This window comes from Flavonifractor sp. An91 (assembly GCF_002159225.1).
Taxonomy (GTDB): Bacteria; Bacillota; Clostridia; order Oscillospirales; family Oscillospiraceae; genus Flavonifractor; species Flavonifractor avicola.
Genome location: NZ_NFHA01000013.1, coordinates 1 through 26990 on the forward strand (window position 1 = coordinate 1; position 26990 = coordinate 26990).

Below are 26990 nucleotides of genomic sequence, written 5' to 3' on the forward strand. Positions count from 1 at the left end.
TAAAACGAAACCTGGCGTTAATTAACGCCAGGCCTCGCAAAGTTTTGAATTTCCATTCTGCCCAGGAATTATGGGACTTCGAACTCAATTCCTGTTGCATTTAGTTTGACAATTCACTCATGGGTAGGCATTCCAATATACCTCACCCGGGTCCAGGGAGAGTCCCCTGGCGGCAAAGAGCTGGTCAATGGTGCAGAAATAGTAGCCCTGGGCGTGGAGCTTGTCCACAATCTGCAACGCGGCATCCACCGACTCTGGATAGATGTCGTGGAGCAGGATAATGCCGCCGTCCCGGGCCTGGTTTACCACCATGTTTACCACCCGGTCGGTGTTTTTGTCGTCCCAGTCCTCCGGATCAATGGACCACAGGATGATGGGACAGCCCGCCCGCTTTTTTACGCCCTCATCCCACTTGCCGTAGGGCGGACGAAGGAGAAAGTCGTTGTGGCCCAGCAGATCCTTCAGCAGGGTGCGGGTGGACTCCACCTGGGCGTCAAAATCCGTCTGGTTCAAGTCGGTGAGCTGCACATGGTCGAAGGTGTGGATACCGATCTGGTGTCCCTCCCGGTCCATCCGCTCCACCACATCCTCGTTGTCCGCAATCTGACGGCCAATGAGGAAGAAGGTGGCTTTTACACCCCGCTCCGCCAGACCGTCCAGCAGACGGGTGGTGGTGGAGCGGCGGGGCCCGTCGTCAAAAGTGAGTGCAATGAGCTTTTGCTGAGGCAGCTGGGCGGGAGCGTCAACCGACAGCACACTCTGCCGGACCCCCAGGGAGAAGGTCAGACAGACTATAGAAACTGCCAGAATGACCACCATCCACCGCTTTTGAAGCTGACTCACGCCCCTCGCCCCCGTTTCGCCGTTGTGTGGCATAGTATGTGCAGGGCGGCGGGGAAGTTTTCACACAAAATCTGTCAGTTAGGCCTGGCGGGGATCGGGATCGCCGCTGAGGGAAAGAATGTACTGGTAATAGGGCAGCAGGAATTCGTAACTGTCCACCAGCACATCGGCCAGCTCATGGCTCCACAGCAGATCCTGATGGGGGGCGCTGTGGGAGATGGCAAAGCTCTTTTTATCATACCAGGGCTGCAGCAGGGGGGAGGGCGCAGCCTTGGGCCGTTTGTAGTCCGTACCTTCCAAGATAAACTGGTCCTGTTTATTGAGACGGCGGGTCAGCTGCTCCATGGGCTTGGGGTCCCGGTCCATCCGGGCCCGGAATTTGGCCATGGTTACCGCGGGAGCCATCCAGAACCCCATGCCGCAGGACCAGCCCTCCGGCTCCAGTTCAAACCAGAACACCGGCTCGGAACCGGCTTCCACATGGGGACGAACCAAACTCATCCACAGGTGGTCCTTGTAGGGGCCACGGCCAAAGAGCCGCCGGGCGTCCCGATAGATGCGGGAGACCTTGCACACCAGATCCAGGTCGGGGTGCTTGTCCAGAAAACGGGCGTATACCTCGTTGGCCAGCTCCTTCATAGGGCGCTGGAAGTGGGTCAGGTACTCCTCTTTATGGGCCTCAAACCAGGACTTTTCATTGTTGAAGCGGATGCCCCACATAAAGTCCACGGTGGCCCCGGAAAATCCTTCAAACATAGTAATTCCTTTCTCATTTCGTATTTGGGCAAGCAAGGCCCCCCGCCGGGCGGGGGGCCTTGCAGAAGGTTGTATCAGGCTGCGGGAGTCTCCGCTGCGGGCGCCGCGCTGTCCTCAGGCAGCATACCGGGACCGGTGATAGGTGTGGGCTCCGGTGTGGGAGTGGCACTGGGCGCTGGACTGGGCGTTGCCGAGGGTGTTGCGGAAGGTGTGGCAGAGGGGGTAGCCGACGGCGTTGCACTGGGTGTGGCCGACGGTGTAGCCGTAGGTGTGGGCGTGGGCTCCACCGGGGTCAGTGTTTTCAGTCCCGTAGAGGGATCAATGCCCCAGCGGGCTGCGTCGGCGGGGTTGTAGTAGTACACCGCGTCGGAGGACTTGTAGCTGTTGCGGTAGAGGAAGATGGTATCTACCGTATTGCCGTTTTTATCCACCAGCTTCTGGTACACATCCACGGTGACGCCGTTGTAGCGGGAGTAATTGGGGTCCCGCCGGGGCTCGGCGCCCGCAGGGTGGTTGGGATCGGGCTTATAGGTGTTTTTATAAGGAGTTGTAGAGACGGTAACAGAGTAGGGCTCGCCGTGGATGCCGGTGGTATCGGTGCCGTAGATGGTAACGTGGAGCTTGTGGTTTTTATCCTGATAGGTTTCGATTTTGATGGGATAGTCGGTACTGTTTTTGAATTTAAAGTCGATCTGGTTGCTCCAGACGGTGGCATCAGTGCCGATCACCGGCATATAGCCGCCATTGAAGGCGTGCTTGGATCGTTCCACGGTCTCCAGATTGGCCTTCAGGGTGACCCAGTAAATGGTGGAGGAGAGCTGGCAGATGCCGCCGGCGGTGGCGTCGATGCTCTGGCCGTTCTGGTAGGTGCCGGCGTCCTTGTAGCCGCTGGATTTGGTATAGGGGCCGGCCAGATCGTTGTAGGAGAATACCTCACCGGGCAGCAGGATGGTGCCGTTGACCCGGCTGGCAGCCAGGTCGATGTTGTACCAGCGATTGGAGGGACCGGCGCAGCTGGTGGTGCCGGTGCCCAGCACGTCCTTGAAGAGGTTGGCCTCCAGGTCGGCGGTGGTCATTTTGGGCTCAGTCTTGGTCAGGGGTACGGAGACATCGGAGCCCTCCGCCGCGCTGTCCAGGGCAGACTTGGCGGCGGCAGTATCCAAGCTGACGCCGGTGACAGAGGGCACGATCTGCTTGGTGCTCTTGTCTAAGTAGGCGTCGGCTGCCTCCACGGTGACCTCCTTCTGGATGGCATCAAAATCCGGGTCCAGGGGAGGGGCGGTGGTGACCTGGGTCTCCAGAGGAGTATTTTCCGTGCTGCTGTCGTTGAGCAGCTGAGTAAAGCGCTCTGCAGCGGCGTCGGTGAGGGCGTTTACGTCGATGGTGCGGCCGGTGACACCCTTATGGAACACCAGCTGATCGCCGGACACCTCCCAAGTGGTTTGAGCCTCCGGGTCTGCGTATTTTTTCACCGCCTCGCTCACAACGGCGGGGGTGTCCTTCAGCGTTACGGGGACGGAATAATGGGTGCCGCCGGTGATGGCCCCCAGATACTGGATGCCCCGGGTGAAGAAGTTGCCCGACTGCTGGTCCAGGGCCTCCTGGAGGGCGGATTCCACTGCCTGGTCATCCACCGTGGCGTCGCTGCCCGGGATGGTAAATTCCTGCCTCTCGCACACAAAGGATACGGAGAGCTGAGAAAGCCGGTCAGGCAGCTGGGTTTTGAGGGTATCCAGGGCCTGTTCCTGGGTTTGACCGCCCAGGTCGATCCCGGCGACGGTCGTATTGGGCAGGAAAGTGCCGCTGCCCGCGGCGGCGCACAGAATGAGGTAGCCGCCAATCAGGATGACGACCACCGCCAGTGCCACAATGAGGGCGATCTTACCGCCCCTGGGCTTTTCGGCCTGAGCGGTTCGCTTGCCCGCTGTTTGTGCCATATTCGATCACTCCAACTCGTATAATTGCCCGGCCTGGGGCCTGGGCAGAAAATCCGGCAGATCGTTACCAGAAAGACAGCAGAAACTGCCGGGCTGCATCAAAAATGATTCAGTAACCCATATTATAGGTGTTTCCTATGAGAAAAGCAATTACAGATTGGTTACATGGTCCGGCGGCGGAAATCGCTTTACAGAAAAGCGGATTCAGTGTATGATTATATGCACCTGGACGGCGGATCATATCGGCGATTGTCCGCTATTACAGCATGGCCCGTCCAGCGGATCATATCCAGCGAAACTTTGACACTTTTGTGATGGAATGACAACATTTTTTGACTTTAGAGAGCAAAAGGGGCGGTATCCATGTCATATGACCGATACAGACGTCCGGACGGGAACGGGGATCTGGGTTCCTGGATCGTGACGCTGATCCTGTTGATCAGTCCGCTGTGGTTTGTGGGGCTGATCCTGCTGTTCCGCAAGCTGAACGCGCTGGGCCGCAGGCCACAGTTTCCCTATCTGGGGCCAAGTCCCGGTACACAGGGATTTCACACCCCGCCCGCAGGGGCGGCGGGCAGGGGGCTGGGCCTTGGGAAAGGCAAGGCCATGACCATCGGCGGAGCTATCATGGCTGTTATCTTCGGCATTGCCACCGCGGCGGGACTGCCGGTGGTGAGCAGCATCATGGGCTTCCCTCTGTCGCTGGCAGCCATGTCTCCGGTGATCGGTCTGTGTGCCGGTGGCCTGGCCCTTATGCTGGCGGGCAGTCTCAATACCCGTAAGATCCGGCGGTTCCGGAAATATCTGGCCCTCATTGGCCGGAGGGAGAGCGTGTCGGTGGTACAGCTGGCCCACGCCATGCCGGTGCCTGTGCGCAAGGCGTGCAACGATTTGCAGGAGATGCTGGACCGGGGCATCCTGCCTGCGGGATATCTGGATATGTCCTCCTATCAGCTGATCCTCAGCGACGAGGGCCTGAAGGATGAGCCGGAACCGGCGGAAGAGACTCAGGACCAGAGCCCGGAAGAGGAGGAACCCCTGGATATCCGGGACGACGACGCGGTACTCCGGGAGATCCGCCGCCTCAACGACGACATCGACGACCCCGAGATGAGCCGCAAGATTGACCGGATCGGGGAGATCACCAGCAAGATCTATGGCTATGTAAAACAGAATCCCAGCAAGGAGGGGCAGCTGCGCTCCTTCCTCAACTATTATCTGCCCACCACCCTGAAGATCCTCAAGGCCTATGCCCGTATGGAAGACCAGGGCGTGGAGGGTGAGAACATCCGTACCGCCAAGGCCCGCATCGAAGGTATGATGGACAAGGTGGTGGACGGCTTCGAGAAGCAGTTGGACCGCCTCTTTGAGGTGGACACCATGGACATCACCGCCGACGTGGAGGTGCTGGAGCGGATGCTGGAGAAGGACGGCCTGTCCGGCGGCATGGACTTCGGACAGAAGGGTACTTCATAAAACGTTTACATAAGGTCCAAAAATTATCCATCACTCGACAGAGCGGCTGTGGTATCTTATAAGCACAGCCAAGCAAGAAGGCAAGGGCGCCGCGCCGGGAGCGTGCGGAGGACAAATGCCATCCAGAGCGCGTTCAACAGACCGGCCCGCCCTTGTGACTGCCCCCCGGCTGTGGGGGCAGACCAAAAACAACACCTGGCGCTGCCGAGTGATGAGATACAGATGGAATCCTCCAAACAAACAAAGGAAGCCCCGGACGGCATCGCCGTCCGGGGCTTCCTTTATAGATTCTACTCAGAAAAGAAAGCGGCAGCATCCTAAATACAGGCAGGAGAGATTCAGGGTGCGGCGGGAGCCAACTTATTCTGGACCTGGCAGGTACGGGTCACACCGCCGGGCATGGTGGCGGTCACGGTGGCGTAGCCCCTCTTGGAGCCGGCACTCACTGTACCGTTTTCATCCACGCTGACCACCTCCGGATCACTGCTGGTCCAGGTGATGGTGCCGGTGGAGCCGGCAGGGATAAAGGTGACCTTAATGGTGACAGGATTGGGATAGGTCTTGCTGATGGTAAAATCTTTCTGATCGAGCGTAAAATCAGTGGCCGTCTGGTCGGCGGGAATGGTCTCCGACGGTTCGGGCGATTCTGTGGGTTCAATGCTGGGCTGGGCGGAGTCGGTGGGCATAACACTTTCCACGCTGGCCGGATCGTCCACGGAGCCACCCTTGGTCACCAGAGGAATGACCACGGACACTACAATGATAACTGCCGCGATGATGACAGCCAGAGAGACGATGATTCCTGCCAGACGGAGGGGAGAGGGACCGCGGCCATAGCCGCCGCCTCTGGTGTTGGTTACCAGCCGCTTGCCGCCACGAGAGCGGCGGGGGAAATCCTCATCGCCGTCAAAGTCACCGTCATCTATCGGGACTTCATCGCAAAAAGGACAGTGTTTATAAGTAGAGGCGTAGTCTTCGCCGCAGTATTCGCAGTGGATCATTTGGGGGCGGTTAGTTTTGTTTCGTTTGGATGCCATAGGAAATCCCTCCGATCGACATTCTTGTGTCTATTGTACAACGCCGACGCGCGGCCCGTCAACGGTACTTCAGGAAATATAAAAGTTTTTTAACAATTATGTCAACTGATGGGCGGGGTTGCACCGTCAAAACAAATTGGATATAATAGCAGGCAGAACGGCAGGGGAGGCAGAGCATATGAAAGGTTCCATCAGTGCTGCGGAAGCCCACAAACAGTACAGCGAAGCTGTGGCTGCGTTCCGGCGTCAGATTCCGGACCAGGTGCTGCGGGAGCGGTTTGGCCGGGAGGCCGATCCCTTCTTTCGTGCCTGCGCTCTGGGCCTGTGGCAGCGGGATGGGGCCTCTCCCACCCCCAGATATGTGGAATTTTACAACGCCATCTACACCAAGGGCAATCCGGCCCCATCGGTGCTGTTTTGGGAGTTGTCCTCGGCGGTTGCAGGCTATCCCGGTTTCCGGCCGCCGGAATTTTTCAACCGGATGCGGGCCTGCGACAAGGTATCGGGCACCAGCCTGGCCCGCCGGTTTATCGATCTGACCACTCTGATGCTGCTGCTCTTTGCCGCGGTGGACGATCAGGTCAGCGAGGCCGAGGCCGGGTTTGTCAACCAGTGCGCCGATGCCCTCTCCGCCCTGTGTGATCAGGAGGGATTGAAGGGGGAGAAGGCGCCTCTGGACGTGGGGGACTTTGTGACCCGCAGGCCCGCCCCCCAAACGCCTCAGACCGCTCCGGCGGCGGAGCAAAAGGAGGAGGACAAGTCGGAGGAGCCGGAGCCTACTCTGGTGGAGCTGATGGCCCAGCTGGATGAGCTGTGCGGCCTGGAAAAGGTGAAGGCCGACGTGAAGAGTCTGGTCAACCTGGTGAAGGTGCGCAAGCTGCGGCAGGAGCACGATCTGCCGGTGCCGCCCTTGTCTCTTCACTTGGTGTTCATGGGCAATCCGGGCACCGGCAAGACCACCGTGGCCCGGCTGCTGGCCCAGCTGTACAAGGCCATCGGCGTGCTGTCCAAGGGACAGCTGGTGGAGGTGGACCGGTCCGGTCTGGTGGCCGGCTTCGTGGGACAGACCGCCATCAAGACCAGCGAGGTGATTCAGAAGGCCCTGGGAGGCGTGCTCTTCATCGACGAGGCCTACGCCCTGGCGGGTCAGGACAACCCCAACGACTTTGGCAGAGAGGCCATCGAGACCCTGCTGAAGGGAATGGAGGATCACCGGGCGGATCTGGTGGTCATTGTGGCGGGCTATACCCAGCTGATGGACCGCTTCCTCCACGCCAACCCCGGTTTGGAGAGCCGGTTCAACAAATATTTCTACTTTGAAGACTATAACGGAGAGCAGTTGATGGAGATCTTCTGTTCCATGTGCAGGAAAAATGGGTATACACTCAGTGATGAGAGCTGGAGATATGCCGAGGAGTATTTTAAAACGCTGTATGAGGAGCGGGATGAGAACTTCGGCAACGCCCGGGATGTGCGCAACCTGTTCGAGCGGGCGGTGGCCCGGCAGTCCGACCGGGTGGCCGCGCTGGAGGCACCCGGCAAGGAGGAGCTGATGGCGCTGACGGTGGAGGATCTGAAGGAGGACCAGCCGGAGGCATAAAAAGAGCCCCTGCCATATTGGCAGGGGCTTTGAGCCGTCTTACAGGTGATCGCTGTCTACCAGGATGTTATCGGTACCGTGTTCCTCAAATTCAGCGATATAGGCGTCGATGCGGCTGGCCAGTTCGTCATAATTGCTTTCGTCGATAGGGGCGTCGTCCATGTCCCGGCGGGCCAGGTCCTCCGCCAGAATATCGAAGAACACATTGTTTTCGTATTCCATGATGGCCTCGTGGATGCCGCCTTCGGCAAAGGCGCGGGAGGGGACCACTTCGCCCTGCCAGTCCTCGGCCAGCGTGGGCATTCCCTCCGCCCGGGCCTTGGCAAAGAGCAGGCTCTCTACCTCGTCATAGTCCCTGAACCGGTCGTCGCCCCGGGTGGAATTCAAGATCCAGTTGCCGATATAGGCCATATCCAGCAGACGGCGAAACTGCTTGGTCGTCAGTTCCAGCTTCATACCAATGCGACCTCCTCGCTGTCATGACGTTGGGGCAGGAGGGACCATACCCCACTCTCATATTATAATCACCCCCGAAGAAATGTCAAACCGGGGAGGGAAAAATGTGAAAATAACCCCTTGTTTTCCTGCCCTGTTTCCCCTATCATTAAAAGAACCATAGTATTACAAGGAGGGAACGACTTGGACAGTCGACCCATTGGCGTATTTGACTCCGGCCTGGGCGGCCTGACCACGGTGCGGGAGCTGTGCCGCCTGCTGCCAGGGGAGGACATCGTCTATTTCGGAGACACCGGACGGGTGCCCTACGGCAGCCGCTCCAAGGAGACCATCATCCGGTACGCCCGCCAGGACGTGGCCTTTCTGCGTACCTTTGATTTGAAACTCATCGTCATTGCCTGCGGCACCGTGTCCACCACGGCCCTGGACATCCTGGCCAATGAGAACCCCATCCCGGTGCTGGGTGTGGTGGCCCCTGCCGCCGCCGCCGCCGCGGAGACCACGCAAAACGGCAGGATCGGACTCATCGGCACCCAGGCATCCATCCGCAGCGGCGCCTATGAGGCCCTCATCCGCAAGGCCGACCCGGCGGCCCAGGTGACCGCCCAGCCCTGCCCCCTCTTTGTGCCCCTGGTGGAGAACGGGCGCTTCCGACCCGGCGATATCGTCATCGAGACGGTGGCGGGGGAGTATCTGGCCCCCCTGAAGGAGGCGGGGGTGGATACCTTGGTACTGGGCTGTACCCACTATCCGCTGCTCCAGGATGTGATCGCCGCCCAAATGGGGCCCCAGGTCCGGCTGGTCAACGCCGGAGCGGAGGGCGCCCGAGCCGCTGCCGCCCGGCTGGCAGCCGACGACGCTTTGTCCGGAAAGACGGAGGGAGGCAGCTGCCGGTACTTTGTCAGCGACCGTCAGGAGGATTTCTCCCGGCTGGCCTCCATTTTCCTGGGCTGGGACGTTACCGGTGCCGTAGGTCAGGTGGATATCAGCTGCTATTGAAAACCAGCCCTTTACATTAGGGCGGGAATTGGATATAATATGGTGCAATTTACGGCCGGAAGGGCCGATAAAGAGGGAACATAGAACCATGGAGAACAACGTTATCATATCCATTCGGGGCAAGCAGTCCTTTGAGGACCAGGAGCCGGAGGTCATCGAGCTGGTGACCGAGGGCAGACTGTCCCCCGATGGCGAGGACGGCTACACCCTCAGCTATCAGGAGAGCGAGCTCACCGGGCTGGAGGGTACCCTTACCACCTTCCAGATCGAGCCCGAGCGGGTAACTCTCCTGCGGGTGGGTGAGGTCAACTCCCAGATGGTATTTGAGGAGGGGCGGCGGCATCTGTCCATGTACAACACGCCCTACGGCGCTCTGGCGGTGGGCATCAACACCAAGAAGATGCGGACCCAGCTCAGCCCGGTAGGGGGCAGCATTGAGATCAACTATGCCCTGGAGATTGACCACTCGGTGGCGGGGGAAAATCTCTTCCACATCCGGGTACGGCAGAAGGGAAGCAGCATCCGGCAGTAAAACCCCGACAGATTCATCCCCAAACGGAGCAATAAAAATCCGTTTTTCCCGGGGACATGAGCCTCGGGAAAAACACCTCTCAGCCCCCAAGTGTGGGATCTGGCCGCCTTAGCGGACAGAGGACGCGCGCGGCGGGCTGCATTCTCTCCCAAAAATGCCTGCATTTTTGAGAAGTAAAAGAAAAGGTGATAGATATGTCCAATATGATCCAGGCGGCCCGGGAGCAGGTCGCCCAGCTGACCCAGGCGGCTTATGAGAAGGCCGCGGCTCAGGGCCTGCTGCCCGCAGGGGCGGAGGTCAAGGCCACCATTGAGATCCCCAAGGACCCCACCCACGGCGACTACGCCTCCTCCTTCGCCATGGCGGGCGCCAAGGCTCTCCACAAGGCCCCCCGGCAGATCGCCCAGACCATTGTGGACAATCTGGACCTGGCGGGTACCTTCTTTGATAAGGTGGAGATCGCCGGCCCCGGCTTCCTCAACTTCACCCTGGGCAGCAAGTGGTACGGCGAGGTCCTCACCGATATCCAGGCCGAAGGGGACACCTACGGCAAGGTGGACGAGGGCCACGGCGAGAAGGTGATGGTGGAGTTCGTCTCCGCCAACCCCACCGGCCCCATGCACATCGGCAACGCCCGGGGCGGCGTGCTGGGTGACGCTCTGGCCAGCGTTCTCACCCGGGCTGGGTACGACGTGTGGCGTGAGTTCTACGTCAACGACGCCGGCAACCAGATTCACAAGTTCGCCATGTCCATCGACGCCCGGTACCTCCAGATCGTGCTGGGTGAGGAGAACTATCCCTTCCCCGAGGACGGCTATCACGGCGACGACATCAAGGAGCTGGCCCAGGCCTTCTATGACCAGCATGGCCCCGACTGGAAGGACAAGCCGGAGGAGGAGCGCCAGGAGGCCATGGCCCAGTACGGCCTGTCCGTCAACATCCCCAAGATGAAGGCCGATCTGCGCCGCTACCAGATCGAGTACGACGAGTGGTTCCTGGAGTCCGGCCTCCACAGCTCCGGCTATGTGGCCGAGACGGTGGGGATGCTGGCCGGCAAGGGCTGGACTTATGAAAAGGGCGGCGCTCTGTGGCTCAACACCACCGATCTGCTCAAGCGGAAGTTCATGGCTGAGGGCAAGACCCAGGAGCAGGTGGACAAGCTGGACCTGAAGGACGATGTGCTCCGCCGGGCCAACGGCTTCTACACCTACTTTGCCGCCGACATTGCCTACCACCGCAACAAGCTGGAGAAGCGGGGATTCTCCAAGGCTATCAACATCTGGGGCGCCGACCACCACGGCCATGTGGCCCGCCTCCAGGCCGCCCTGGACGGCCTGGGCCTGGACGGCTCCCACCGGCTGGTGGTGGTGCTGATGCAGCTGGTCAACCTGCTGCAGGACGGCCAGCCCGTCCGGATGTCCAAGCGCTCCGGCAAGGCCATCGCCCTGCGGGACCTGCTGGACGAGGTCAGTGTGGATGCAGCCCGGTTCTTCTTCAACTCCCGGTCCTCCACCTCTGCCCTGGACTTCGATCTGGATCTGGCGGTGCGGCAGGACTCCGATAACCCGGTGTACTACGTCCAGTACGCCCACGCCCGCATCTGCTCTCTGGTGAGCCGCCTCACCGAGGAGGGCGCCCAGATGCCTGACGCGGCCGCTGTAAATGCCGACCTCTTCACCACCGCCGAGGAGAAGGCCCTCATCAAGACCCTGTCCCAGCTGCCCGAGGTGATCCGCATCTCCGCCCGGGACTATGACCCCTCCCACGTCAACCGCTACCTCATTACCCTGGCTGGCGACTTCCACCGTTTCTACAACGCCTGCCGCATCAAGGGGGAGGAGGCCGGCCTGCTGTCCGCCCGCCTCAAGCTGGCGGACACCGTTCGTTCCGTCATTGCCAACTGCCTGGCCCTCATCGGCGTTACCGCTCCTGAAAAGATGTAAGGAAAAAGATCCCGCCTTTTTTCAAAAAGGCGGGATCTTTCAGACTGTCGAAAAACTTCCAAAACGCCCCCGCATCTGGTAAAATGGTATCAGATGTGGGGGTGTGCTTTATGGAGCAATGGAGAAAAGATTCACGAAAAGAAGCAGTGGTAACAGATTTAGAAGCACTGGTGCCCAAAGATCATCTGCTTCGCAAAGTGGAAAAGGTCATGGACTATGAGTGGCTGTATGAGAAACTGGATCCATATTACTGCCATGACAACGGGAGACCGGGTATAGACCCCGTCGTGCTAATTAAAATGGCTCTGATTCAGCATTTGTTTGGGATTCCTTCGTTGCGGCAGACATACCGAGAGATTATTGTGAATCTGGCCTATCGTTGGTTTTTGGGCTATGGATTATTGGAGGAGATACCCCACTTTTCAACGGTGAGTTATGCCTTTTGCCATAGGTTCCCAGAAGACTTGACCATCGAAATTTTCGAGCACATTCTGAACAAAGCACTGAATAACCGCATGGTAGACCCCCGAACCGTGTTTATTGACGGGACACACATTAAGGCCAGTGCGAACAAGAAGAAGTACCAAAAAGAACAGGTGGCCAAAGCTGCCAAGGTATACGCTGAACAGCTCCGGGAGGAAGTAAATGCTGAGCGTGAAAAGTTGGGGAAAACGCCTATCGAAGAGAAAGATGACCACGATGATGATGATACCTCTGGGGGCGAGATGGCAGAAAAGACGGTATCAAGCACAGACCCAGATGCAGGGATGTTTATCAAAGGGGAACACGAACGGCAGTTTGCATACGAAGCGCACACGGCTTGCGACAAACATGGATTTATACTTGGGGTGGAAGTAACCGCAGGGAATGTTCATGATAGCGTGGCTTGGGATGCGGTATATGACGATATAACAAGTAGATTTGAATGTGCGAAGTACCTAGCAATGGATGCAGCGTATAAAACACCGTGGATTGCCAAGAAGATTCTGGAGGATGGGAGAATTCCCATTATGCCCTATACCCGATACAAGGGAGCAAAAGAACGGTACAAGCCCTGGGAGTATGAGCACGATCCTGTAACAGACAGCTTCATTTGCCCTCAAGGTGGTGTATTACGGCACACCACAACAGACAAGGAAGGAAAGCGCACTTACCGCACTACTCCGTCCAAGTGCAAGTCCTGTCCTTGCAAATTCAAATGTGGAGCCAACGAAAAAGGACAGAAGGTGATGACCACACATATCTGGCAGGAATATCTGGATATTGTGGAGGCTATCCGGAAAACCGAAAAGGGCAAGAAAATCTATGCCCAACGAAAAGAAACCATTGAGCGTGTTTTTGCAAACGCAAAGGAGAAACACGCCATGCGTTATACGCATCACAGAGGTCTAGCCGCCGTTACCAGGTGGGTTAGGCTTAAATATGCTGCCATGAATCTGAAAAAGCTGGCAAATTGGAGTTGGAGGAACTCCAATTTGCGCATCATATTTGCCGTTGTTTCCCCAAATATGACCAGAACCCCTGTTTTTGCTTCATGAAAACAGGGGTTCTTCGACAGTCTGAAAGATCCCGCCTTTTTTCAAAAAGGCGGGATCTTTTTTTGTAAATTTTCGTCCAAGAAGAAACCGCGATGATACAAGAATATTATGTCTACCTGAAACTATGCTGAATGTTTCAAAAACAGACGAATTAGAGGGATATGGAATCTGTTTACAGAGGAGAGGTCGGATTTCTTACATTTGTATAAAAGAAATAAAAACTTTCCCTTAATCTTCTGTTAATTGGTATGTAACACTCTTGTAATCTTTTTTGGGTGTGGTATGATATGCAATGCACGCGGCTATCCACCGCGGGCAGGTTCCTTCAGCGATCAACAGACGGAGGATCATGGAATGACGATATTAGAATTTGTAAAAGATTTGAATTTTGCAGTGGTGTTGCTTTTTACCCTGCTCTATCTTTACCAGGGCTTCTATGTGGTGGTGGGGCTGGTGCGCCGGCGCTGGAAAGAGACCCATCAGCCTGAAAAGCTCCATCGCTTTGCTGTGGTAGTATCCGCACGCAACGAAGAAGAGGTAATCGGTGAACTGCTGGATAGCTTAAACAAGCAAAATTATCCCAAAGAGCTGCTGGACCTCTATGTGGTGGCCGACAACTGCACTGACGATACCGCCGGTGTGGCCCGCAAGGCCGGTGCCTTTGTGTATGAGCGCTTCGACCAGCAGAAGAAGGGCAAGGGCTACGCGATGGATTACCTCTTCCACCGTCTGGAGGAGGAGGGTAAGGACGTCTACGACGGTTACTTCGTCTTTGACGCCGACAACCTGGTGGACCCCAATTTTGTGGCTGAGATGAACCGGACCTTTGACAAGGGGTACGACGCCATCACCTGCTACCGCAACTCCAAGAACTTCGGGGACAACTGGATCTCCGCCGGATACTCCATCTGGTTCCTGCGGGAGGCCCGCTTCCTCAACTTCCCCCGTACCCTGCTGGGCACCAACTGCCATGTGTCCGGTACCGGTTTCCTGGTGTCCTCCAAGGTCATCCGGGACAACGGGGGCTGGCCCTTCCACCTGCTCACCGAAGATATCCAGTTCTCTGTGGACTGTGCCATCCAGGGCCGCAAGATCGGCTACTGCGATACCGCCGTGGTGTACGACGAGCAGCCAACCACCTTCCGCCAGTCCTGGGACCAGCGGCTGCGGTGGTCCAAGGGCTTCTATGAGGTGGACCGGGATTATACCGTGCCCCTGCTGAAGGGCTGTTTCCGCCCCGGACGGCTGGGTACCTCCTGCTACGATATGTTCGTGACCGTGGCCCCCGGTATGCTGCTCACCCTGGTGATGATCCTGTTCAACGGCATCATCCTGGCCAGCTGCATGACCCAGCCCGCCTATATCGCCGCCAAGGTCATCGATGTAACTGTCGGATTTATGCTGTCTGCCCTGTGGAACTTCTATGTGGGCCTGTTTTTCTACGGCCTGCTGACGGTGCTTTCCGAATGGAAACACATCAGTGCGACTCCTCTGCGGAAGCTGGGTTACGTCTTTACCTTCCCCATTTTCATGTTTACGTATATTCCCATCTCCATCGCCGCTCTGGTGAAAAAGGTGGAGTGGAAACCCATCTACCACACCTCCACCAAGCGGGTGGGGGCGGGCTGAACCGGGACCACTGGAAAGAGACCTGCTTGACTGCAGGTCTCTTTTGCTTTCGCAATCAGGCTTGCATTGAATCGTGAAACTGTGATATAATACCATCCAAATGTGCAATACAGGAGGAACCGAGCAATTATGGACACCATTCCCTTATCCATGCCCATTCTGATGGACGGCGCTACCGGAACCGAGTTGCGCCAGCTGGGTATGCCCGACGGAGCCTGCACCGAACAGTGGATTCTGGAGCACCCCAAGGCTCTGCTGGAGGTACAGCGGCGCTATGTGCAGGCGGGCAGCCGTATTCTGCTGGCCCCCACCTTTGGGGCCAACCGGGCCAGCCTGGAGCGCAGGGGCATCATGGGACAGGTAAGAGAATACAACCAGCGGTTGGTGGAGCTCACCCGGCAGGCTGCAGGCGACGGCGTACTGGTGGCGGGTGACATGGCCCCCGCCGGGCTGACGCTGGTGCCCTTTGGCGAGAGCAGCTTTGAGGAATTGGTGGCAGTCTACACGGAGCAGGCCGCCGCTTTGGAGGCTGCCGGGGTGGACCTGTTTTTCCTGGAGACTATGATAGACATGGCTCAGGCCCGGGCGGCGGTGCTGGCCTGCAAAAGCGTATCGGACAAGCCGGTGTGGGTATCCTTCACCTGCGACGACGAGGGCCGTACCCCCGGCGGCACGGATGTGCTGGCCGGACTCATCGTTATGCAGGGCATGGGGGTGTCCGCCTTCGGGCTCAACTGTACCAGCCCCGCAGACACGGCGGAGCAGCTGGAGCGGCTGACGCCTTATGCCTCCGTACCTCTGATCGCAAAACCCTCTGCCGGGCTGCCCGGGGCCTGCTGTACCCCGGAGGAGTTGGCGGGCTTTGTACCCCAATACGCCGCCGCCGGAGCCCGTATGTTCGGCGGATGCTGCGGGGCGGGACCGGAGCATCTGGAGGCAGTGGCACGGGCCATGGCTCAGGTAGACTTTTCTGCCTTCCAGCCGGTGGAGCGGGACCCGGATGTGATTCCCTGCGCCAGCGAGAAGGAGGCCCGGTTTATTACCCCCGATGTAGATGTGGGGGAGACCATCGAGTGTACCCCCGACCTGATGGAGGACATCCTGGAGGCCGAGGAGGAGTCCCCCCAGGGTGCACTGAAGATTGCCATCCTGGAGGAAGACGACCTGGACATCTTTGCCGAGAATCAGTATGTGGTGAAGGATGCTCTGTGCCTGTGGTCCGACGTACCCGAGCTGCTGGAGAAAGCCCTGCGGCTCTACCAGGGGCGGGCCTTTTGGGACGGTACCGGGGATCTGGAGGAGGATTTCCTCCGGGAGATGGCAGGCCGGTACGGCCTGGTGCTGCTGTAAAAAGCCCTGTCAAGGGACCTTCGGGCCCCAAAATAAAATCAGCGAAACAGACAAAAAGCACGTCCCCTTTTTGGGACGGGCTTTTTGTTTTGCGCCTTGACGGCACATATCAAGATACTGTATCATGGATGTTGCGCGAAGAACCAAAACACAAGATATTGTGTCAGAATATAACGGGCGGTAATCGCCTGCAACCGTGGAGCGGGAAAGGAACGGATCGCAATGACACTCACCAAAATCAGAAAACGGGACGGCCGACTGGCGGAGTTCAACGAGGACAAAATCGCCGGCGCCATTGACAAGGCCTTCCGAGCCACTTACAAGCCGGGCAAGGAGGCCGAGGCCAGACGGCTGGCCGACGAGGTCCTCTCCATCCTGGAGGTGGAAGGGGAGAAGCAGCCCGGCGTGGAGCACATTCAGGACCTGGTGGAGCGGGTGCTGATGGACAACGGCTACATCCAGACCGCCCGGGCCTACATCCTGTACCGGGAGGAGCGCAGCCGCGCCCGGGAGATGAATACCCGGTTGATGAAGACCTATGAGGACATCACCTTCTCTGCTGCTAAGGATTCCGACATCAAGCGGGAGAACGCCAACATCGACGGTGACACCGCCATGGGCTCCATGCTCAAGTTCGGCTCCGAGGGCGCCAAGCAGTTCTATGATATGTTCGTCCTCAACCCCGACCACGCCCGGGCCCACCGGGAGGGTGATATCCACATTCACGACCTGGACTTTTTGACCCTCACCACCACCTGCTGTCAGATCGACATCAAGAAACTCTTTGAAGGGGGCTTTTCCACCGGTCACGGCACCCTGCGGGAGCCCAACGACATTGCCTCCTACGCCGCCCTGTGCTGCATCGCCATCCAGTCCAACCAGAATGACCAGCACGGCGGCCAGAGCGTGGTGAACTTCGACTACGGCATGGCCGATGGTGTCCGCAAGACCTTCAAGCGGCTGTACCGTCAGAACCTGGCCCGGGCCCTCATGCTGCTGGAGGATGAGAGCGACCCCGAGCAGGAGTTGAAGGCCGTCATGGCCGACCTGGAGAAGGAGACCGGCCTGTGCCCCATTCTGGCGGGCAGCGAGGAATACTTTGCCGCCGAGCGGGCCGCTCTGGTGCCCAAGTTCGGGGACGAGGCCACTGTGGAGAAGGCCCAGAAGTTTGCCCAGCAGCGGGCGGTGAAGGAGACCGACCGGGCCACCTATCAGGCCATGGAGGCCCTGATCCACAACCTGAATACCATGCACTCCCGGGCTGGCGCCCAGACTCCCTTCTCCTCCATCAACTACGGCATGGACACCTCTCCCGAGGGCCGCATGGTGATGAAGAATGTGATGCTGGCCACCGAGGCCGGCCTGGGCGGCGGCGAGACTCCAATTTTCCCCATCCAGATCTTCCGGGTGAAGGAAGGGGTCAACTACAACCCCGGCGAGCCCAACTACGACCTGTTCCAGCTGGCTATGCGGTGCTCCGCCAAGCGGCTGTTCCCCAATTTCTCCTTCATCGACGCTCCTTTCAACCTGCAGTACTATAAGCCCGGCCATCCCGAGACCGAGATCGCCTACATGGGCTGCCGCACCCGGGTCATCGGCAACGTATACGACCCCGAGCGGGAGATCTGCAATGGCCGGGGCAACCTGTCCTTCACCACCATCAACCTGCCCCGGCTGGCCATCAAGGCCCGGGGGGATCTCAACACCTTCTTCGAGTCTCTGGACCGGATGATGGACCTGTGCGTGGACCAGCTGCTGGAGCGGTTTGAGATCCAGTGCCGCAAGCACGTCTACAATTTCCCTTTCCTCATGGGCCAGGGGGTGTGGCTGGACAGCGAGAAGCTGGACTGGAACGACGAGGTGCGGGAGGTCCTGAAGCACGGCACCCTGTCCGTAGGCTTCATCGGTCTGGCCGAGACTCTGAAGGCCCTCATCGGCGTCCACCACGGCGAGAGCGAGAAGGCCCGGGTGCTGGGTATGGAGATCATCTCTCATATGCGGGCCCGGATGGACGCTGAGAGCGAAAAGCGGGGCCTCAATTTCTCCCTGCTGGCCACCCCCGCCGAGGGGCTGTCCGGCCGCTTTGTCCGGATGGACAAGGCCCGCTTTGGAGTTATGGAGGGCATCACTGACCGGGACTACTACACCAACTCCTTCCATGTGCCGGTGTATTACCCAATCTCCGCTTACGACAAAATCAAGATCGAGGCGCCCTACCACGCCCTCACCAACGCCGGACATATCAGCTACATTGAGATGGACGGCGATCCCACCGACAACCTGGAGGCCTTTGAGAAGGTCATCCGCTGCATGAAGGAGAGCGGCATCGGCTACGGCTCCGTCAACCATCCGGTGGACCGGGACCCGGTGTGCGGCTTCTCCGGCATCATCGGGGACCGCTGCCCCGGCTGCGGCCGCACCGAGGCCGACGGCGTGCCCTTTGAGCGCATCCGCCGCATCACCGGCTACCTGGTGGGCACCCTGGACCGCTTCAACAACGCCAAGCGGGCCGAGGAGCACGACCGGGTGAAGCACGGCGTGTAACCTGACCACGGCTGAGAAGGAAAAACCATAGGGGCGGGGCAGAGCCCCGCCCCATTTTGAATAGAGAGGATTTTGTGTATGGCTGATATGCCTGCTATCCGCCTGAAGCGGGGAGAGGGCCGCTCCTTCAAGGCCGGCGGCCCCTGGATCTATGACAATGAGATCGGTGAGATCGTGGGGCAGCCCGCCGACGGCGACGTGATCCGCATTGAGGACTACAACGGCTACCCCCTGGGTGTGGGCTTCCTCAACCGCACCTCCACCATCACGGTGCGGGTACTGTCCCGGAAAGCGGACACCGTTATTGACGAGGCTTTTCTGGAGATGCGGGTGCGCGCTGCCTGGCAGTACCGCAAGGACACGGTGGACACCTCCTCCTGCCGCATCATCTTCGGTGAGGCCGACTTCCTGCCCGGCCTGGTGGTGGATAAGTTCTCGGACGTGCTGGTGGTGGAGTCTCTGGCTCTGGGCATTGACCGGATGAAATCCACCATTTTGAAGCTGCTTGTGGATATTCTGGCGGAGGACGGCATCGCCATCCGGGGCATCTATGAACGCAGCGATGCCAAGGTGCGCCTGAAGGAGGGCATGGAGCGGGTGAAGGGCTTCCTGTCCGAGCCCTTCGACCCGGTGGTGGAAATTATGGAAAACGGGGTCCGGTACCAGGTGGATGTAGCCGAGGGCCAGAAAACCGGCTTCTTCCTGGACCAGAAGTACAACCGGCTGGCCATCCAGCCTCTGGCCAAGGGAGGACGAGTGCTGGACTGCTTCACCCACACGGGCGCCTTTGCCCTCAACGCCGCCAAGGGCGGCGCCAGAGAGGTGCTGGGCGTGGACGCCTCCCAGCTGGGTGTGGATCAGGCCACCCGCAACGCAGAACTCAACGGCATGAGCGACCGGGTGCGATTTGAGTGCCATGATGTGTTTGAATTGCTGCCTGAACTCGAAAGAAAGGGCGAAAAATTTGACTTGGTGATCTTGGACCCGCCCGCCTTTACCAAGTCCCGGGCCTCCGTCAAGAAGGCGGTGACCGGCTACCGGGAGATTAACCTGCGGGGCATCAAGCTGGTGAAAAACGGAGGCTATCTGGCCACCTGTTCCTGCTCCCACTTCATGGCCCCCGAGCTGCTGGCCAAGACCATCGGGGAGGCCGCCCGGGACGCTCATCGCCGCCTGCGGCAGGTGGAATACCGTACCCAGGCTGCCGACCATCCGGTGCTGTGGGGGGCGGACCAGTCCCTCTATCTGAAATTCTATATCTTCCAAGTCATGGACGAACAATAAAAACCACAGGGGCCGCTGCCAATGGCAGCGGCCCCTGTATTTTTTAAAGTAAACAGCGCTCGTTCCGGTCCATATAGTGGGCGTCGGCCCGCAGAGTGAAGGGCCGGTCGATCCCTTCGGGCAGGTAGAAGCGCAGGCCGGTGAGCCTGAGATCGGCGGCGGCCGGTTCATGGTGGGGCGGGATGGTGAACAGCCGGGTTCCCAGACAGGTATCCCCGTCCATCACTTCCGCCGCCAGGGCTACCCGTCGCTCCGGAAGCACCTGGGTCAGGGTCAGGGTACAGTCGATGATCTGCCCGTCCGTCGGGCACAGCTTGCCCAGATCGCAGTACACCAGGCCGCCCTCCGGCTTGATCTGGCGTTCCAGCATGGAAGCACCCCCTACAAATTCATACGGCGGGCATTGCTGCCCGCCGTATGTAACAAGAATTCCGTATGGGGCCGCTCCATTCTATGCTCAGCGGATCTGGCCGGTACCGTAGATCACGAACTTGCTGGAGGTCAGTTCCTCCAGGCCCATGGGGCCCCGGGCGTGCATCTTCTGAGTAGAGATGCCGATCTCGGCGCCCAGGCCGAACTCGTTGCCGTCGGTGAAGCGGGTGGAGGCATTGACGTACACCGCCGCCGCGTCCACCTGGTCCAGGAACTGCTGGGCGGCAAAGTAGTTGTTGGTGACGATGGCCTCGGAGTGGCCGGTGGCGTGGGCGTGGATGAACTCCACCGCCTCGTCAAAGCCGCCCACCACCTTGACAGCCAGGATATAGTCGCCAAACTCGGTATCCCAATCCTCCTCGGTGGCGGGGACCACGAAGTCGCCCAGGATGGCCCGGGTCTCGGTGCAGCCCCGCAGTTCCACGTTCTTGGTCTGGAGCAGCTGCCAGGCCATGGGCAGGAAGTCCCGGGCCACTGCCCGGTCCACCAGCAGGCACTCGGCGGCGTTGCACACCGAGGGCCGGGAGGTCTTGGCATTGTGGATAATGCGGGCGGCCATATCCAGGTCGGCCTCCCCGTGGACATACACATGGCACACGCCCACGCCGGTCTGGATTACCGGCACCTTGGCGTGCTCTACTACATTTTTAATCAGACCGGCGCCACCCCGTGGGATGAGCACGTCCAGATATTCCGTCAGGTTCATCAGCTCTGTGGCACTTTGGCGGGTGGTGTCGGTGACCAGGGCCACGCAGTCCCGGGGCAGGCCGGCGGATTCCAGGGCGTCCCGCATGATGGAGACAAAGGCCTGGTTGGAGTGAAAGGCCTCTTTGCCGCCCCGGAGAATGACGGCGTTGCCCGACTTCAGGCAGAGGGCGGCGGCGTCCACAGTGACGTTGGGCCGGGCCTCATAGATGATGCCAATGACACCCAGAGGCACCCGGCGCTTGCCGATGACCAGGCCGTTGGGCCGGGTGGACATCTTGGTGGTCTCACCGATGGGATCGGGGAGGGCCGCCACCTGCCGCACACCGTCCACGATACCTGCGATGCGGGAGCCGTCCAGCGCCAGCCGGTCCTGGAGGGAGGGGCGCATTCCGGCGGCTTTGGCGGCGGTCATATCTTCCTGGTTGGCGGCCAGAATCTCCTCCTGGCGGGCCTCCAGAGCGGAGGCAATGGCCTCCAGAGCGGCGTTCTTCTTGGCGGTGCCCGCAATGGAGAGCACCCGGCTGGCGTTTTTGGCGGCCAGACCCTGCATTTCCAGCTGCGTCATAACTTGTCACTCCTTTTATAATGAGGTGGAAGCGGGCCGATGTGGGCATCGGCCCCTACGGGATGTGTCATGTAATTCAGGGGGCGGCAAAACGGGTGCCGATGTCGGCGCCGTTTACAATATCATAAAGAGACTCGATGTTGCTGCCATTGGCAATGACCATCTCGATACCGGCGTCCAGAGCGATCTGGGCGGCGTTGAGCTTGGTGGCCATGCCGCCGGTGCCCCGCCAGGTGCCGGCGCCGCCTGCCATGGCCCGCAGCTCCGGGGTGACAGCCTCCACATGGTGGATCAGCTGGGCTTCCGGATGGGTGCGGGGGTCGGCGTCGTACAGGCCGTCGATATCGCTGAGCAGCACCAGCAGGTCGGCCCCGCATAGCTGGGCCACGATGGCGGACAGGGTGTCGTTGTCGCCCAGCACCTTGCACTGGCCGGTCTCGATCTCCGCTGAGGACACCGAGTCGTTCTCGTTGACCACCGGGATGACCCCCAGCTCCAGCAGGGCCTCAAAGGTGTTGTGCAGGTGCTCCGACCGGACGGGGGCGTCCACATCCTCGCCGGTGAGCAGGATCTGAGCCACGGTGCGGTTATACTCTGCGAAAAGCTTGTCGTAGATGTGCATCATCATGCACTGGCCCACGGCGGCGGTGGCCTGCTTCATCCGCAGTTCGGTGGGGCGGGCATCCAGCCGCAGCTTCTTGGTGCCGATGCCGATGGCGCCGGAGGAGACCAGCACCACCTGATAGCCCATCCCCTCCAGATCGGAGAGCACCCTGGCCAGTCGTTCCATATTTTGAAGATTGAGGCTCCCGGTGTCCCGGGTGAGGGTGGAAGTGCCCACCTTGACCACCAATCGGCGTATCTCTTTCTTGCGCTGCAAAGCGTTCATCCTCCTTGCCTGATCTTGCGTCTGAGAGCATCATACCACAGTTTCGCAATGCAGTAAAGGAAAGAAGTGATGGTTTGCGCAAAGAAAACTATACGTTTTACCACTTTTTCATGCTTTTGCGGTTGAAATCCACGGAATTTTGGAGTACAATAGCCTGCGCTGAACAGTGATAGAGGTGTAAAGAGGGAATAAAATGCTGAATATCGTGCTCTACGAACCGGAAATACCCCAAAACACCGGCAACATTGCCCGTACCTGCGCTGTTACCGGGATTCGACTTCACCTGATTAAGCCGTTAGGCTTTGATATCAGTGATAAAGCCGTAAAAAGGGCCGGCTTAGACTACTGGCATCTGGTGGATCTGCGGGTGTATGAAAATCTGGAGGACTTCTTTCAGAAAACCGGCGCAGAGGATATCTGGCTGGCCACCTCCAAAGCCCCGAGGCCCTATACAGAGGCCACGTTCCGGGATGGGTGCTATCTCATCTTCGGTAAGGAGACCGCCGGGCTGCCGGAGGCCTTCCGGGAGAAATACCGCCAGCGCTGTATTCGTATCCCAATCCGGGCGGAGGCCCGGTGCCTCAATCTTTCCAACTCAGCGGCGATCCTAGCGTACGAAGCCCTGCGACAACTGGATTTTCCCGGATTGACCGGGGAAGGCGAGATGAAAGGAGCTAGTATAGTATGAACTACAACAAGAAGACCGTAAAAGACATCGACGTAGCCGGCAAGAAGGTGCTGCTGCGCTGCGACTTCAACGTGCCCATGGCCAAGGACGGCAGCGGCGTCATCACCGACGACAAGCGTATCCGCGCGGCCCTGCCCACCATCCAGTACCTGCTGGATCAGAATGCTGCCGTCATCGCCTGCTCTCATATGGGCAAGCCCGTGGCTACCTTTGACTCCTATGTGAAGAAGCAGGCCGAGAAGGGCAAGGACCCCGCCTCCATCACCGAGGAGGAGTGGAAGAAGTCCCTGGCCAAGCTGTCTCTGGCTCCCGTTGCCAAGCGCCTCAGTGAGCTGCTGGGCCGCGAGGTCATCATGGCCGCCGATGTGGTGGGCCCCGATGCCCAGGCCAAGGCCGCCGCTCTGAAGCCCGGCCAGATCATGCTGCTGGAGAACACCCGCTTTGAGAAGGGTGAGACCAAGAACGATCCCGCTCTGGCCAAGGCCATGGCTGATATGGCTGAGGTGTATGTGTCCGACGCCTTCGGCGCCGTCCACCGCGCCCACGCTTCTACCGCCGGTGTGGCTGCTTACCTGCCCGCCGTGTCCGGCTTCCTGATCCAGAAGGAGCTGGAGATCATCGGTGGCGCTCTGGCCAATCCCAAGCGTCCCCTGGTGGCTATCCTGGGCGGCTCCAAGGTGTCCTCCAAGATCGGCGTCATCAACAACCTGCTGGAGATTGCCGACACCATCATCATCGGCGGCGGCATGACCTACACCTTCCTCAAGGCTCAGGGCGGCTCCATCGGCAAGTCCCTGCTGGAAGAGGACTGGCTGGACTACTGCAACGACATGATGAAGAAGGCCAAGGAGAAGGGCGTGAAGCTGCTCCTGCCCGAGGATACCATCTGCGCCAAGGAGTTCTCTGCCGACGCCGAGCCCATCCTGGTGGACAGCATGAACATCCCCGACGACTGCATGGGCATGGACATCGGTCCCAAGGCCATTGCCGCCTACGCTGACGCTGTGAAGGATGCGGGCACTGTGATCTGGAACGGCCCCATGGGCGTGTTTGAGTTCCCCGCCTTTGCCAAGGGCACCCAGGCTGTGGCCGAGGCCCTGAGCAACAGCAACGCCATCACCATCATCGGCGGCGGCGACTCCGCTGCCGCTGTGCAGCAGCTGGGCTATGCCGATAAGATGACCCACATCTCCACCGGCGGCGGCGCTTCCCTGGAGTTTATGGAGGGCAAGGAGCTGCCCGGCGTGGCTTGCCTGCTGGACGCCTAAATAGATAAGCGCTGCTACAGCGTGACATCAGGCCCAACCGGGTCTAAACCTAAGAGAGAAGATTTGAAGAAAGGGGCCCATTTACCCATGAACAGAAGATATCGCAAGACCATCATTGCCGGTAACTGGAAGATGAACAAGACCCTCTCCGAGACCCGCGCCTTTGCTGAGGAGCTCAAGCCCCTCATCGGCAAGCCCAAGTGGTGCGAGGTTGTGCTGTGCGTGCCCTCTGTGAACCTCCAGGCCGCTGTGCGCCTCTTCAAGGAGAGCCGCGTGGCCATCGGCGCCGAGACCTGCCACTATGAGTCCCACGGCGCCTTCACCGGCGAGGTTTCTCCTGAGATGCTCAAGGAGATCGGCGTGAAGTACGTCATCATCGGCCACTCCGAGCGCCGTCAGTACTACAATGAGACCGACTTCACCGTCAACAAGAAGGTCCACGCCGCCCTGGAGGCTGGCCTGTACCCCATCGTGTGCGTGGGCGAGAGCCTGGAGCAGCGTGAGCTGGGTGTCACCATGGACCTGATCTCCTATCAGGTGAAGGCCGCTCTGGCCGGTGTGCCCGCCGACAAGATGCGTCATGTGGTCATCGCCTATGAGCCCATCTGGGCCATCGGCACCGGCAAGACAGCCACTGCCGAGCAGGCCAACGAGGTGTGCGAGGCCATCCGTGCCGTCATCCGCAAGCTGTACGGCGCCCGCGTGGCCCGCTCCGTCACCATCCAGTACGGCGGCTCCATGAATGCCAAGAACGCCCAGGAGCTGCTGGCTCAGCCCGACGTGGACGGCGGCCTCATCGGCGGCGCTTCCCTGAAGGCCCCCGACTTCGTGCAGATCATCAACGCTGCCAATCAGGAATAAGCCCCCGCTTTTGTGCAGAGAACAGAGGTAAACTATGAGTAAAACACCGACTACCCTCATTATCATGGACGGCTTCGGCCTGCGGGGCGACAAGACCGGCAACGCCATCGCCGCCGCCCACACCCCCAATCTGGACAAGATCTTTGCCGAGAACCCCGGCTGCAAGCTGGCGGCTTCCGGCATGGATGTGGGCCTGCCTGAGGGACAGATGGGTAACTCCGAGGTGGGTCACACCAACATCGGCGCAGGCCGGGTGGTGTTCCAGGACCTGCCCCGGATCACCAAGTCCATTCAGGACGGCACCTTCTTTGAGAATGAGGCCTATATCGAGGCTATGGACGACTGCAAGGAGCGGGACGGCGCGCTGCACGTGTTCGGCCTGCTGTCCGACGGCGGCGTCCACAGCCACATCACCCACATCTTCGCCCTGCTGGAGATGGCCAAGAAGCGCGGCCTGCACAAGGTGTTCGTCCACTGCTTCCTGGATGGCCGTGACGTGCCCCCCGCCTCCGGCAAGGAGTACGTGGAGCAGCTGGTGAACAAGTGCAAGGAGCTGGGCGTGGGCCAGGTGGCCACCGTCATGGGCCGCTTCTATGCCATGGACCGTGACAAGCGCTGGGACCGCCTGCAGCGGGCCTATGACGCCATCGTGCTGGGCGTGGGCACCGAGAACGCCGATCCTGTGGACGCCGTTCAGAAGTCCTATGACGCCGGTGTCACCGACGAGTTTGTGGAGCCTGTGGTGTGCACCAAGGAGGGCAAGGTGAAGGAGGGCGACTCCATCATCTTCATGAACTTCCGCCCCGACCGGGCTCGGGAGATCACCCGCTGCTTTGTGGACCCCGCCTTCACCGACGTGGAGCGGAAGAAGGGTTACTTCCCCGTGACTTACGTCTGCACCACCGAGTATGATGCTACCATGCCCAATGTGCTCATTGCCTTCCCCCACCGGGAGCTGGAGAACATCTTTGGCGAGTACATTGCCCGCCAGGGCTACACCCAGCTGCGCATCGCCGAGACCGAGAAGTATGCCCATGTGACCTTCTTCTTCAACGGCGGCGCCGAGCAGGTCTTCCCCGGCGAGGACCGGTGCCTGATCCCCTCCCCCAAGGTGGCCACCTATGACCTGCAGCCCGAGATGAGTGCCCCCGAGGTCACCGAGGAGGCCGTTAAGCGCATCGAGAGCGGCAAGTACGACGTCATCATCCTCAACTTCGCCAACTGCGACATGGTGGGTCACACCGGCGTGTTTGACGCCGCTGTGAAGGCCGTGGAGGCTGTGGACGAGGGCGTGGGCAAGGTGGTGGAGGCCACCACCAAGATGGGCGGCGTGACCCTCATCACCGCCGACCACGGCAACGCCGACCGGATGCTGGACGACGACGGGGTCACTCCCTACACCGCCCACACTACCAATCTGGTGCCCTTCTACATCGTGGGCGCCGACGTGAAGCTGCGGGACGGCCGCTTGGCCGACATCGCCCCCACCATGCTGGATCTGATGGGCCTTGAAAAGCCCGCAGAAATGGACGGAGAGACCCTGATCCTCAACTAAGCGGTATCCGGCGGAAGTTCCGCCGTACCAAATATTGACCCGGCGGGCCGAAGGCCCGCCCCCCACAATCCGATACCCCTGTATGGCGGGGGTCATCCCC

At 59.6% G+C, this 26990-nt stretch carries 22 protein-coding genes; 14 read left to right on the forward strand and 8 right to left on the reverse strand.

All coding sequences use genetic code 11. The features are described from left to right. Window positions 1–117: 117 nt before the first annotated feature. The 3 genes from B5G42_RS08970 to B5G42_RS08980 form a co-directional block, all read right to left on the reverse strand. The gene (locus B5G42_RS08970) at window positions 118–843 is read right to left on the reverse strand and encodes a polysaccharide deacetylase family protein (protein WP_242961181.1); all 726 of its coding nucleotides are present in this window, start codon (window positions 841–843) and stop codon (window positions 118–120) included. Between the two features lie 78 nt (window positions 844–921). Further along, window positions 922–1599 carry a DUF2461 domain-containing protein gene (locus tag B5G42_RS08975; protein WP_087269249.1) on the reverse strand — a complete coding sequence of 226 codons (678 nt, stop codon included), beginning with the start codon at window positions 1597–1599 and terminating at the stop codon, window positions 922–924. A gap of 74 nt (window positions 1600–1673) precedes the next feature. Beyond that, window positions 1674–3536 (reverse strand): VanW family protein, encoded by a 1863-nt coding sequence (locus B5G42_RS08980; RefSeq protein ID WP_087269252.1) that lies wholly within the window; start codon window positions 3534–3536, stop codon window positions 1674–1676. A gap of 363 nt (window positions 3537–3899) precedes the next feature. On the opposite strand from B5G42_RS08980, the gene B5G42_RS08985 reads away from it, so the two are divergent. After that, window positions 3900–5012: a 5-bromo-4-chloroindolyl phosphate hydrolysis family protein gene (locus tag B5G42_RS08985; RefSeq protein ID WP_087269254.1), complete on the forward strand. Its 1113-nt coding sequence runs from the start codon at window positions 3900–3902 to the stop codon at window positions 5010–5012. A gap of 338 nt (window positions 5013–5350) precedes the next feature. Here the strand turns inward: B5G42_RS08985 and B5G42_RS08990 are convergent, their stop codons facing one another. Continuing rightward, on the reverse strand, window positions 5351–6049 hold the full coding sequence (locus B5G42_RS08990; RefSeq protein WP_087269258.1) for an Ig-like domain-containing protein: 699 nt from the start codon (window positions 6047–6049) through the stop codon (window positions 5351–5353). 178 nt (window positions 6050–6227) lie between these two features. On the opposite strand from B5G42_RS08990, the gene B5G42_RS08995 reads away from it, so the two are divergent. Continuing rightward, entirely contained in the window at window positions 6228–7649 is a 1422-nt protein-coding gene (locus B5G42_RS08995; RefSeq protein WP_087269261.1) for an AAA family ATPase, read from the forward strand. A gap of 39 nt (window positions 7650–7688) precedes the next feature. Here B5G42_RS08995 and B5G42_RS09000 read toward each other — a convergent pair whose 3' ends face one another. Further along, on the reverse strand, window positions 7689–8105 hold the full coding sequence (locus tag B5G42_RS09000; RefSeq protein WP_087187848.1) for a hypothetical protein: 417 nt from the start codon (window positions 8103–8105) through the stop codon (window positions 7689–7691). Window positions 8106–8288: 183 nt separating this feature from the next. Here B5G42_RS09000 and murI point away from each other — a divergent pair, with 183 nt between their 5' ends. The 8 genes from murI (at window position 8289) to B5G42_RS09040 (ending at window position 19924) form a co-directional block, all read left to right on the forward strand. After that, entirely contained in the window at window positions 8289–9104 is an 816-nt protein-coding gene (murI, locus tag B5G42_RS09005) for a glutamate racemase (RefSeq protein ID WP_087269264.1), read from the forward strand. An 88-nt stretch (window positions 9105–9192) separates the two neighbouring features. Next, complete coding sequence (locus B5G42_RS09010) at window positions 9193–9636, forward strand: DUF1934 domain-containing protein (protein ID WP_087269268.1); 444 nt, start codon at window positions 9193–9195, stop codon at window positions 9634–9636. A gap of 194 nt (window positions 9637–9830) precedes the next feature. Beyond that, window positions 9831–11579 carry an arginine--tRNA ligase gene (gene argS, locus B5G42_RS09015; protein WP_087269271.1) on the forward strand — a complete coding sequence of 583 codons (1749 nt, stop codon included), beginning with the start codon at window positions 9831–9833 and terminating at the stop codon, window positions 11577–11579. 110 nt (window positions 11580–11689) lie between these two features. After that, the gene (locus tag B5G42_RS09020; RefSeq protein ID WP_242961182.1) at window positions 11690–13117 is read left to right on the forward strand and encodes an IS1182 family transposase; all 1428 of its coding nucleotides are present in this window, start codon (window positions 11690–11692) and stop codon (window positions 13115–13117) included. A 354-nt stretch (window positions 13118–13471) separates the two neighbouring features. Next, window positions 13472–14746, forward strand: a complete 1275-nt coding sequence (locus B5G42_RS09025) for a glycosyltransferase family 2 protein (protein ID WP_087269275.1) — start codon at window positions 13472–13474, stop codon at window positions 14744–14746. 129 nt (window positions 14747–14875) lie between these two features. Beyond that, window positions 14876–16096 carry a homocysteine S-methyltransferase family protein gene (locus tag B5G42_RS09030; RefSeq protein WP_087269278.1) on the forward strand — a complete coding sequence of 407 codons (1221 nt, stop codon included), beginning with the start codon at window positions 14876–14878 and terminating at the stop codon, window positions 16094–16096. Window positions 16097–16318: 222 nt separating this feature from the next. Continuing rightward, window positions 16319–18640, forward strand: coding sequence for an anaerobic ribonucleoside triphosphate reductase (locus tag B5G42_RS09035; protein WP_087269282.1), 2322 nt, complete (start codon window positions 16319–16321; stop codon window positions 18638–18640). Window positions 18641–18718: 78 nt separating this feature from the next. Next, a complete protein-coding gene (locus B5G42_RS09040) occupies window positions 18719–19924 on the forward strand; it encodes a class I SAM-dependent rRNA methyltransferase (protein ID WP_087269285.1) in 1206 nt (401 codons plus the stop codon). A 43-nt stretch (window positions 19925–19967) separates the two neighbouring features. Here the strand turns inward: B5G42_RS09040 and B5G42_RS09045 are convergent, their stop codons facing one another. The 3 genes from B5G42_RS09045 to proB all read right to left on the reverse strand — a co-directional run bounded on the left by B5G42_RS09045 (window position 19968) and on the right by proB (window position 22518). Next, window positions 19968–20294: a hypothetical protein gene (locus tag B5G42_RS09045; protein ID WP_087269288.1), complete on the reverse strand. Its 327-nt coding sequence runs from the start codon at window positions 20292–20294 to the stop codon at window positions 19968–19970. Between the two features lie 87 nt (window positions 20295–20381). Continuing rightward, entirely contained in the window at window positions 20382–21629 is a 1248-nt protein-coding gene (locus tag B5G42_RS09050; protein ID WP_087269291.1) for a glutamate-5-semialdehyde dehydrogenase, read from the reverse strand. A 76-nt stretch (window positions 21630–21705) separates the two neighbouring features. Further along, window positions 21706–22518: a glutamate 5-kinase gene (gene proB, locus B5G42_RS09055; RefSeq protein WP_087269294.1), complete on the reverse strand. Its 813-nt coding sequence runs from the start codon at window positions 22516–22518 to the stop codon at window positions 21706–21708. A 193-nt stretch (window positions 22519–22711) separates the two neighbouring features. Between proB and B5G42_RS09060 the strand changes: the two genes are divergently transcribed. The 4 genes from B5G42_RS09060 to gpmI all read left to right on the forward strand — a co-directional run bounded on the left by B5G42_RS09060 (window position 22712) and on the right by gpmI (window position 26890). Next, window positions 22712–23206: a tRNA (cytidine(34)-2'-O)-methyltransferase gene (locus tag B5G42_RS09060; RefSeq protein ID WP_087269297.1), complete on the forward strand. Its 495-nt coding sequence runs from the start codon at window positions 22712–22714 to the stop codon at window positions 23204–23206. Next, the gene (locus B5G42_RS09065) at window positions 23203–24474 is read left to right on the forward strand and encodes a phosphoglycerate kinase (protein ID WP_087269300.1); all 1272 of its coding nucleotides are present in this window, start codon (window positions 23203–23205) and stop codon (window positions 24472–24474) included. Before B5G42_RS09060 ends, B5G42_RS09065 begins: the two co-directional genes overlap by 4 nt. 87 nt (window positions 24475–24561) lie before the next feature. Continuing rightward, window positions 24562–25335 carry a triose-phosphate isomerase gene (gene tpiA / locus B5G42_RS09070; protein WP_087187861.1) on the forward strand — a complete coding sequence of 258 codons (774 nt, stop codon included), beginning with the start codon at window positions 24562–24564 and terminating at the stop codon, window positions 25333–25335. A 34-nt stretch (window positions 25336–25369) separates the two neighbouring features. Further along, complete coding sequence (gene gpmI, locus B5G42_RS09075; protein ID WP_087269303.1) at window positions 25370–26890, forward strand: 2,3-bisphosphoglycerate-independent phosphoglycerate mutase; 1521 nt, start codon at window positions 25370–25372, stop codon at window positions 26888–26890. Window positions 26891–26990 lie beyond the last annotated feature (100 nt).